At 63.9% G+C, this 9049-nt stretch carries 7 protein-coding genes; all 7 read left to right on the top strand.

Going from position 1 to position 9049, the window contains the following annotated elements:
* Positions 1–847, top strand: an 847-nt coding sequence (locus JNK68_16705) for an SPOR domain-containing protein (GenBank protein ID MBL8541985.1), incomplete at its 5' end; no start/stop codon positions are given.
* A 157-nt stretch (positions 848–1004) separates the two neighbouring features.
* Positions 1005–2789, top strand: coding sequence for a secretin N-terminal domain-containing protein (locus JNK68_16700; GenBank protein ID MBL8541984.1), 1785 nt, complete (start codon positions 1005–1007; stop codon positions 2787–2789).
* Between the two features lie 668 nt (positions 2790–3457).
* Positions 3458–3997, top strand: a complete 540-nt coding sequence (locus tag JNK68_16695) for a tetratricopeptide repeat protein (GenBank protein MBL8541983.1) — start codon at positions 3458–3460, stop codon at positions 3995–3997.
* 3 nt (positions 3998–4000) lie between these two features.
* Positions 4001–5710, top strand: coding sequence for a Flp pilus assembly complex ATPase component TadA (gene tadA / locus JNK68_16690; protein MBL8541982.1), 1710 nt, complete (start codon positions 4001–4003; stop codon positions 5708–5710).
* Positions 5711–5749: 39 nt separating this feature from the next.
* A complete protein-coding gene (locus JNK68_16685) occupies positions 5750–6955 on the top strand; it encodes a type II secretion system F family protein (GenBank protein ID MBL8541981.1) in 1206 nt (401 codons plus the stop codon).
* Positions 6956–6976: 21 nt separating this feature from the next.
* Positions 6977–8506, top strand: coding sequence for a hypothetical protein (locus JNK68_16680; GenBank protein MBL8541980.1), 1530 nt, complete (start codon positions 6977–6979; stop codon positions 8504–8506).
* A gap of 48 nt (positions 8507–8554) precedes the next feature.
* Positions 8555–9049, top strand: a 495-nt coding sequence (locus JNK68_16675) for a hypothetical protein (GenBank protein ID MBL8541979.1), incomplete at its 3' end; no start/stop codon positions are given.

Here is a 9049-nt window from a genome sequence, read left to right as displayed (position 1 = left end):
CACGCACGGCTTCTCCCTGCAGCCGCTCCATGCCGACGAGATCGGCGAGTACCTCACCTTCCGCCTGCGCGCCGCCGGCTATCGCGGGCCGGACCTGTTCGCGCCGAAGCTGGTTCGCTATATCGCGGACGCAACCGGCGGTCTGAGCCGGCGCGTGAACCTCGTTGCGGACAAGACGCTGCTCGCTGCGTTTGCCGACAACACGCATACGGTCCGCCTCGCGCACGTCCGTGCAGCCATACGCGACTGCGAGTTCAAGGCACACCAAGCATCGTCGCCGCCGCGCTGGGTGGCCTCGGCTGCGCTGCTGATCGCGGGCGCAGCCCTCGGGGCCGGCGCCTTGTGGTGGTTGGGACGGCCCTCCGCTCCCGTGACCGTTCTGCCGACCGGCACCACGTCCGCTGCGGCAACCGACGCCGCTCCCGCAGCCGCGCCCAGCGCTCCGGCACCGCCCGCCGCCGAGGACGAGCGTGCGAGCACCCCGCCCGACCGCAGCGATGACATGACCGCTGCGCGCTTGGCAGCCACCACGCGCTGGCTGGAGAACTCAGACAAACAGGGATTCACCATCCAGCTCGCAGTCGCTGCGGACGACCCGGCCGAACTGGCTCGATATCTGGACCACCTGGGCAAGTTCGTTGAAACCGATGAGCTGTTTGTGTACCGTACCCGGGTCAAGGACGCGTCGTATCTCGGCGTCTCCTACGGAAACTTTCCCACGCGCCAGGCCGCACGCGCCGCGCTGGCCAGGCTCCCGGAAGCCGTTCGGAGCGACCGGCCCTACATCCGTTCCGCCGCCGGAATCCGGCGCGAGAGCGGGCGATCTCAGCAAGCTCAAGTGCCGTGAGGAGTTGCAGCCTCGGGTACCATACTTGCTTTTCCGCCCTCCGCGATCGAAAAGGCAGCGATCCTCGGGAATCTCCCACTGCCATTCTGGCCCCCAAGACCGCATGACGAGCTTCTCCCCTCCGGCCATTCGAGGCCGATGCGCACTCGTAAGTCTCATGGCCGCGCTCTCCGCCGGCGCGATGTCCGGTTGCGCCTATCGGCCCGTCATCCCGCAGTCTGAAGCCCATCTGACCCAGAACCGGGTGCTGCCCCCCGCGGGAGAGGCACCGCCACCGGTCCGCTCCAGCGGTGATTTCCTTCCCCCGCCCAAGCCCACGCCGAAACCTGCGACCTATAGCGTGGTCGTCAACGAGGTTCCGGTGCGCGAACTGCTGTTCGCGCTGGCCCGCGACACCAAACAGAACATCGACATTCACCCCGGGCTGAGCGGCCTCGTCACGCTCAACGCGGTGAACGAAACCCTGCCCGCGATACTCGACCGGCTCTCGAAACAGGTCAATCTGCGCTACCGCACGGAAGGCAACACGATCATCGTGCAGCCGGACGCGCCGTTCTCGAAGACGTATCGCGTGAACTACGTGAACATGACTCGCGACACGACTTCCACAGTGGGTGCGTCGGTGCAGATCGCCGGCCCCGCAGGCTCAGGCCAGGTGTCGGGAACCGGTGCTGTCGCGGGTGCCGGCGGCATGGGAGCGGCCGGCGGCAATGCATCGGCCACGACGGTCCGCACCACGGCGAAGGGCGACTTCTGGGAGCAACTGCGGGAGAACGTCCGCGCCATTATTTCCTCGAACCGGCAGCTCGTGCAGTCTGCCGATGATCGCGCGGCGCGGGCCGAAGCGCAGCGCGCAGCGCGCGAAGAACGCGTCGCGCAGGCCGAGGCCGCGAGCAAAGCCGGCCAGTCCGCTGCGGACCTCTACACGGCGGCATTCAGTCAACCCCTGGCCCTGCCGGGGGACATCAAGGATGAGATCGTCATCAACTCGTTCACGGGAACCGTGACCGTGCTGGCGACGGAGCGCGAGCACCGACTCATCCAGCAGTATCTCGACAGCGTGCAGACGGCAGCGCAGCGGGAAGTACTGATCGAAGCGACGATCGCCGAGGTCACGCTGTTCGATGAGTTCCAGGCCGGTGTCGACTGGAGCGTGATCACCAACGGCGGACTCAAGATCGTGCAGGATCTGGGAGCGCGGGCCCTGACCTCACCGGCCGCCTTCTTCGTCGACTACTCGGGCGGAAACTTCAAAGGCCTCATCACCGCACTCGAACAGTTCGGCAACACGCAGGTGCTGTCGAGCCCCAAGCTGATGGTGATCAACAATCAGACTGCGCTGCTCAAGGTAGTGGACAACATCGTCTATTTCACCATCCAGGCGCAGCAGGGGGTCGCTACCGGCGGTGGCGTGATTCAGCCCAACACGTTCACCACGACACCGCAGACGGTGGCCGTCGGCGTCATTCTCTCCGTTACGCCCCAGGTCCACGAGACGGGTCAGGTTACCCTGACGGTTCGTCCCACCATTACCAGGATCCTCGACTTCGTCGACGACCCGAATCCGTCGCTGTGCACCACCGGCGCCGGCGGACTCATCCAGAACTGCATCAAGAACCCGGTCCCGCAGTTGCAGGTGCGCGAGATCGAGTCGGTGCTGCAGGTGGGAACGGGTCAGACCGTGATATTGGGCGGCCTCATGCAGGACGAAGTCGCGCGTGACCGCAAGGGGCTGCCTTACGTCTCCACCTTGCCGGGCATCGCTGGAACGGCGTTCAGCACCCGCACCAACAAGACCAAGAAGACCGAGTTGGTTATTTTCCTGAAGCCGACCGTGATAACCCACGCTTCGCTGGACGCGGACGACCTCAAGTTCTTCCAGCGTTTCCTGCCGGTCCTCAACCGCCCGGAAACCCTGCCGCCGCCGCGCAACAACCCATGAGCCTGTTGATGCAGGCATTGCAGAAGGCTGCAAAAGAGCGGGAGGACGCTGTTCGACCCGCGACCCGTGCGGGCGAACTGGCCAGCGAACTTGCTCTCGAACCGCTGGAACTGGACCGTGCGCAAAGCCCCGGACTCAAGTCTGCTCCTGCGTCCGGACCGACGCCTGCGCAGGCAGCGGCGGTGCTTCAGGCGTCTGATCCCCAATCCGGTTGGGCCGAATGGATGCGGGAACACCGCAAGCAGATTTATGGCGTCGTGATCGGGCTCGCCATCCTCGGCTACGCGGTCTATTTCTATCTTTCGGTCTTCCACCCCGCCCTTCTGCGCCGAGCGTTTTCATCGCCCAGTGTCACGGCCCCACCTGCCCCCGCCGCTGTAGCGCCAACGCCACGATCAGCGCCGCGCGTGGAAACCGGTGCGATTGCTGCGCCGAGCCTCACCACCGCAGACGCCGGAGAGGCGATTCCCCCGAGCGCACCGACTGCGAAGAGGGCAGTCGCCCGACCATCGGAGGCATCCCCGCCAAGCGCGACGCCACCGGCCGCCGCTCGGCGTTCTGTCACGGCAGCCGAACCGGCAGCACGGCAACCAAGCGTTGGGATCGCCGTCAAACCGGGAGGTGAGCCCCCTCGGATCAACCCGCAGCTTTCCGAGGCATACGAAACCTTGCGCGCCGGACGTCTCGACGAGGCCGGGCGCCTTTACGAAACGGTGCTCAGATCCGATCCGCGAAACGTCGACGCATTGCTCGGTCGAGCTACAGTGGCGCAGCAACAGGGGAATGCGGATCTTGCGATCCGCTATCTTTTTCAGGTGTTGCAGGTCGATCCAGCCAACACGCTGGCTCAGGGTGGACTCATCAACCTCATCGGTTCTGCCGACCCGCAAAGCGCGGAATCGAGACTCAAGTCACTCATCGCGAAAGATCCGTCGGCGTTTCTGTACTTCTCGCTCGGCAATCTGTACGCGGATCAGGGCAATTGGCCAGGCGCCCAAGCCGCTTACTTCCAGGCGCATCACTTGGCGCGCACGAATCCCGACTACGCCTTCAACCTCGCCGTCAGCCTCGAACACTTGAGCCAGCCCAGGCTTGCGCTCAACTTCTACCAGCAGGCGCTAGAGCTTGCCGGGGTTTCCGGGCGCGCCAACTTCGACCCAACTGCCGTCCGCGAACGCATCACGAAGCTCGCCGGCAGCCTGGAGTAACCCGTGGCCGAGCAACGGAAAAAACTCCGGATCGGCGAGTTGCTGGTCCAGTCTGGTCTTATCACACCGGACCAGCTGCGGATTGCGCTCACCGAGCAAAAGCACAACGCCGTACCGCTCGGGCGGCTGTTGGTTCGGCTCGGGTTCGTCACCGAGGGTGCCATCCGCGACATCATGGCGCGGACCATCGGGCAGGAAAGCATCGATCTCACGAAGATCGTCGTCGACGCCGAGGCCCTCAAGCTCGTTCCCCAGGAGTTCGCACGACGTCATCGCCTGCTGCCGATCGCGTATGACGCACAGAATCACACGCTGACCGTCGCCACCACTGAGATCTTCAACGTCGTCGCGCTCGACCAGCTGCGCGGCCTGCTCGGCCCGCAGGTCGAGATCAAGGCTCAGCTCGCGGGCGAGGCGCAGCTGGAAGACTATATCGACCAGTTTTACGGCTTCGAACTCTCCGTCGACGGTATCTTGCAGGAGATCGAGACCGGCGAGATCGACTATACGAGCCTGCAGGCCGGAGGAGACGAGTACACCCAGCCGATCGTGCGACTGGTGGGTGCGTTGCTGGTGGATGCCGTCAAGCGTGGCGCGTCGGACATCCACTTCGAGCCCGAATATGCTTTCCTGCGCGTGCGCTATCGCATCGATGGCGTGCTCGAGCAGATCCGCAGCCTGCACAAGACGTACTGGGCAGGCATCGCGGTCCGCATCAAGGTGATCAGCGGGATGAACATTGCCGAGACACGCGCACCGCAGGACGGGCGCCTGTCGCTCAATCTGAACGGGCGGCCCGTCGACTTTCGCGTCTCCAGTCAGCCGACCATCTACGGCGAGAACATCGTGCTGCGCGTGCTCGATCGCGAGAAATCCATCATCAGTCTCGACAGGATGGGGCTTACGAGCGACACCCTCGGCAAGCTCCATATCATGCTGACACGCCCGGAAGGCGTGCTCATCCTCACGGGCCCGACCGGCAGCGGCAAGACGACGACACTCTACTCGCTGCTTTCGCAGTTGAACGTCGAGTCAGTCAACATCATGACCCTGGAGGACCCCGTCGAGTACCCGGTCACCATGATGCGGCAGACGTCCGTGAACGAAGCGGCGAAGATGGACTTCGCAAACGGTATACGCTCGATCATGCGCCAGGACCCCGACATCATCCTGGTCGGCGAGATCCGCGATCACGACACCGCCGAGATGGCCTTTCGAGCCGCCATGACCGGCCACCAGGTCTTCACGACGCTGCACACCAATTCCGCGCTCGGAGCGTTTCCGCGCCTGCTCGACATCGGCATCGATCCGGCCATTCTCGCCGGCAACATCATCGGTGTGATCGCCCAGCGTCTGGTCCGTGTGCTGTGCCCCGCCTGCAAGGAGGGCTACGCGCCTTCGACCGAGGAGCGCGGCGTGCTCGGACTGACAGACGACCGTCCGGTCGAAATCTTTCGTCCCGCAGGCTGCAAGCTCTGCAGTGGCAAGGGTTATCGTGGCCGCATCGCCATCATGGAACTGCTGCACATGGATGCAGACATGGACGAACTGGTCGCGCGCCGTGCAACCGCCCGGGAGCTGCGCACAACGGCCATGGAGAAGGGATTTCGCCCGCTCATCGACGATGCGGCAGATCGCGTGCTCGAGGGAACCACGAGCCTCATCGAGGTTTCACGTGCGGTGGACCTGACCGGCCGCATCCGCTGGGTGTAGTTTTCGCCCGAAGCGCCTGCCGATCTACCCGACCAAGCCATGCCAGCCTTTCAGTACAAGTCCATCGACAAGAATGGCCGGGCCACGCGCGGAACCCTTGACGCCGCCAACGAGGTCGATCTCGAACTGCGGCTGCGGCGGATGGGGCTGGACCTCATCACGTGCCGACAACTGGCCGCGGCAGGCGGCGGGGGCAGTCGCGGCAAGATCTCGCGCCGCGACCTGATCGCGTTCTGCTATGACATGGAGCAGATCGCGCGCTCTGGAATTCCGATCATCGACGGTTTGCGCGATCTGCGCGATTCCGTCGAAACGACGCGCTTCCGCGAGGTTCTGACCGCGATGCTGGAAGACATGGAAGGCGGCAAGCTCCTTTCGCAATGTCTGGCGGGGCACCCGTCGGTGTTCGGCGCCGTCTTCGTGAGCCTGGTCAAGGCAGGTGAACAGACCGGGCGTTTGATGGAAGTTTTCGAGAATCTCGGCGCGACATTGCGCTGGCAGGACGAACTCGCATCTCAAACCATGCGGCTTCTGGCGTACCCGCTGCTGGTTCTGATCGTCGTCTGCGGCGTGTTGGTGTTCCTGTTGGTGTACCTCGTACCACAGGTTGTCGGCCTGCTGAAGACGATGGGCGTCGCGATGCCGCTGCAGACCCGTGTGCTCATCGCCGTTTCGGGGTTCACCGTGAAGTACTGGTACGTCTTGCTCGTACTGCCCGTGGTGGCCGCGGTCGCTGCCGGAGCCGCCGTTCGTAGCAATGCAAGAGCCCGGTTCGCATGGGACGGCCTGAAGCTGCGCGCGCCCGTTATCGGGCCGATTCTGCAAAAGATCATCCTTGCCCGGTTCGCCAATTTCTTCGCGCTCATGTATCGCTCCGGCATCACCGTGCTCGACTCGATCAAGACCTGCGAAGACATCGTCGCCAACAAGGTCGTGGCAGAAGGCCTCGCCCGCGCCGGGCAGCAGATCAGCGCCGGCGAGAGTCTGACCGAGGCTTTTCAGGGACTGGGGCTTTTCCCGCCCCTGGTCATCCGCATGCTGCGCACGGGCGAGACCACCGGTGCACTCGATTCGGCACTTCTCAACGTAAGTTACTTCTACACACGCGACGTGCGCGAGTCAGTCGACAACGCCCTGAAGTTGCTGGAACCGGCTCTTACGCTGGTGCTGGGCGGCATTCTCGCCTTCATCATGTTCGCGGTCCTCACGCCGATCTACGAAGTAATCGGCAAGGTGAAGATCTAGCCTGTCTAACGGACGCGCGTCATGGCCGACAAAGTCCTCATCTCCATCACGACCGAACGGGGCACGGTGGCGCGCTGGCATCATGGCCGGCTCGCCGCCTGGCATACGTTCGCGAACGACGAGGGCGGTTGGGCCGGCTTCGAAGCGTTCCTGAAGACTGCCGGGAGCCTGCCTGCGTACCTCATGGTGGATGCCGTCGAGGAGGACTACCGCGTCGAGACCCTGCCTCACGTTCGCGGACGGGACCGGCAGCAGTTGGTCGCACGCAAACTCAAGCAACTCTATCGAAGCACGCCCTACTGCGCTGCGTGGACGCAGGGCCGTGACGCCGGCAAACGCAAGGACGACGTCTATCTCTTCGCCGCGCTCTCCAATCCGGACATGCTCTTTGGCTGGGTGCAGGCGCTGGCCCGACGTCAGACCCCCCTCGTGGGAATCTATACGCTCCCTATCGTCAGCGTCGAACTGGCAGCGCGCCTCAAACTGCAGGCTCAGAACCTCCTGCTGGTTTCCCAGCACGCCACCGGGCTTCGGCAAACGGTGCTGCGCGACGGCAAGCTGCGACTGTCCCGGTTGACCCGCCTCGAAGTCGCGAGCGGCGAGTCCCGCCTGAGCGCCTATGCCGAGGAGATTCAGAACACTCGGCTCTATCTTCACGCGCTCAAGTTCATGGCGCTCGAAGACCACATGACGGTGGCGCTGGTCGACCAGGACGATTCGCTGCGCGACCTTCCCCACCTCGTGCAAAGGGGTTTCGCCAACACGCATGTCGAGCGCCTTACCCCTGCGGATGTCGTCAACCGGCTCGGCATTGCTCCAAGCCTGCTCGCGCACGGCCGCGAGGCCGTGTACCTCCACGTGCTCGCGCAGCGCACACCGGACTGCAATCTCGCCCCGGCAGGGTTGCTTGCTCATTACAGTCGCTATCAGGCGCGCAATGCAGTCTACGGGGTAAGCGCCGCCGCGGCCGTGGCTGCCACGCTGTGGGTGGGCAACAACCTTTGGCAACGGAGCGATTTCAATCTGGAAACCGAGCGGTTGCGCACGGCAACCATCATAGAGCAGCAAAGGTACGAGTCGGTCACCCAGCAGTTCCCGAAGGCGCCAACCAGCGCGGCAAACCTCAGGAAGACCGTCGAGACAGTCGAGCGGATCCGGGCGGACGTGCGCACCCCGGAGCGCGCACTGATGCGTATCAGCCGCGCCCTGGACGACAGTCCCGGCGTTTTCCTGCAATCCGTCGTATGGAAGGCGACGCCTCCGGATCTCGCGGGGAGCTCAGCCGCCTCTGGCGAGGTTCGAGAACGTGCAGTGATCGACGCGGAGGTACGCCCGTTCAAGGGGAACTACCGTGCTGCGATCGCGACCATCGACGCGCTCGTGGAGCGTCTTGCACAAGAGAAGGGAGTAGCGGACGTGAAGGTAATTCAACTGCCGATCAATGTCAGCCAGACGTCGGTGCTCAGCGGAAACACGGCAAAGGAAACGCAAGTGCAGGCGGCCACCGCACAGTTCAAGCTCGAACTCTCGCTGAAGGCCGAGGAAAACTGATGATGCATCGGAGAATTCTGCTCGGCGCGCCATGCATGAAAGGGCTGCATGAACCTGCGTGATCTGTCTGCGCTGCGCGGGCCGCTGCTGCTCCTCGCGTTGATACTCGCACTGGGCGCCGGTGCAATCGTCTTCAGCGAGCGGTTCATGGAGCGTGCGGAACGCGAAGCGATGCAGCAGAAGGCCTTGCTGCAAGAAGCGCGACTGCGTTACCAGCGCTCCGGAGACGAGAAGGAGACCATCGTCCGTTACCTGGGCGGGTACGAGCAGTTGCAGCGGGACGGCGTCGTCGGCGAGGAAAGGCGCATCAATTGGATCGACGGTTTGCGCAACGCGAATATCTCCTCGGAACTCTTCGGTGTCGACTATCAAATCGGCGTGCAACAGCCATATCCCGCCGGCGGCGCCACCCAGGGCGGCATCGAGCTTCGGCAATCGGTGATGAAGATCCGCCTGCCGCTCCTTCACGAAGGCGACCTGCTCCACTTTCTCGATACCTTGAAACGGCAGCAGGTCGGACTCTTCCTCGTCGATCAGTGCGTG

This window comes from Betaproteobacteria bacterium, from assembly GCA_016791345.1.
GTDB lineage: Bacteria > Pseudomonadota > Gammaproteobacteria > Burkholderiales > JAEUMW01 > JAEUMW01.
Note: the sequence above shows the minus strand (reverse complement) of the source record. Positions and strands in the feature narration are given on the sequence as shown.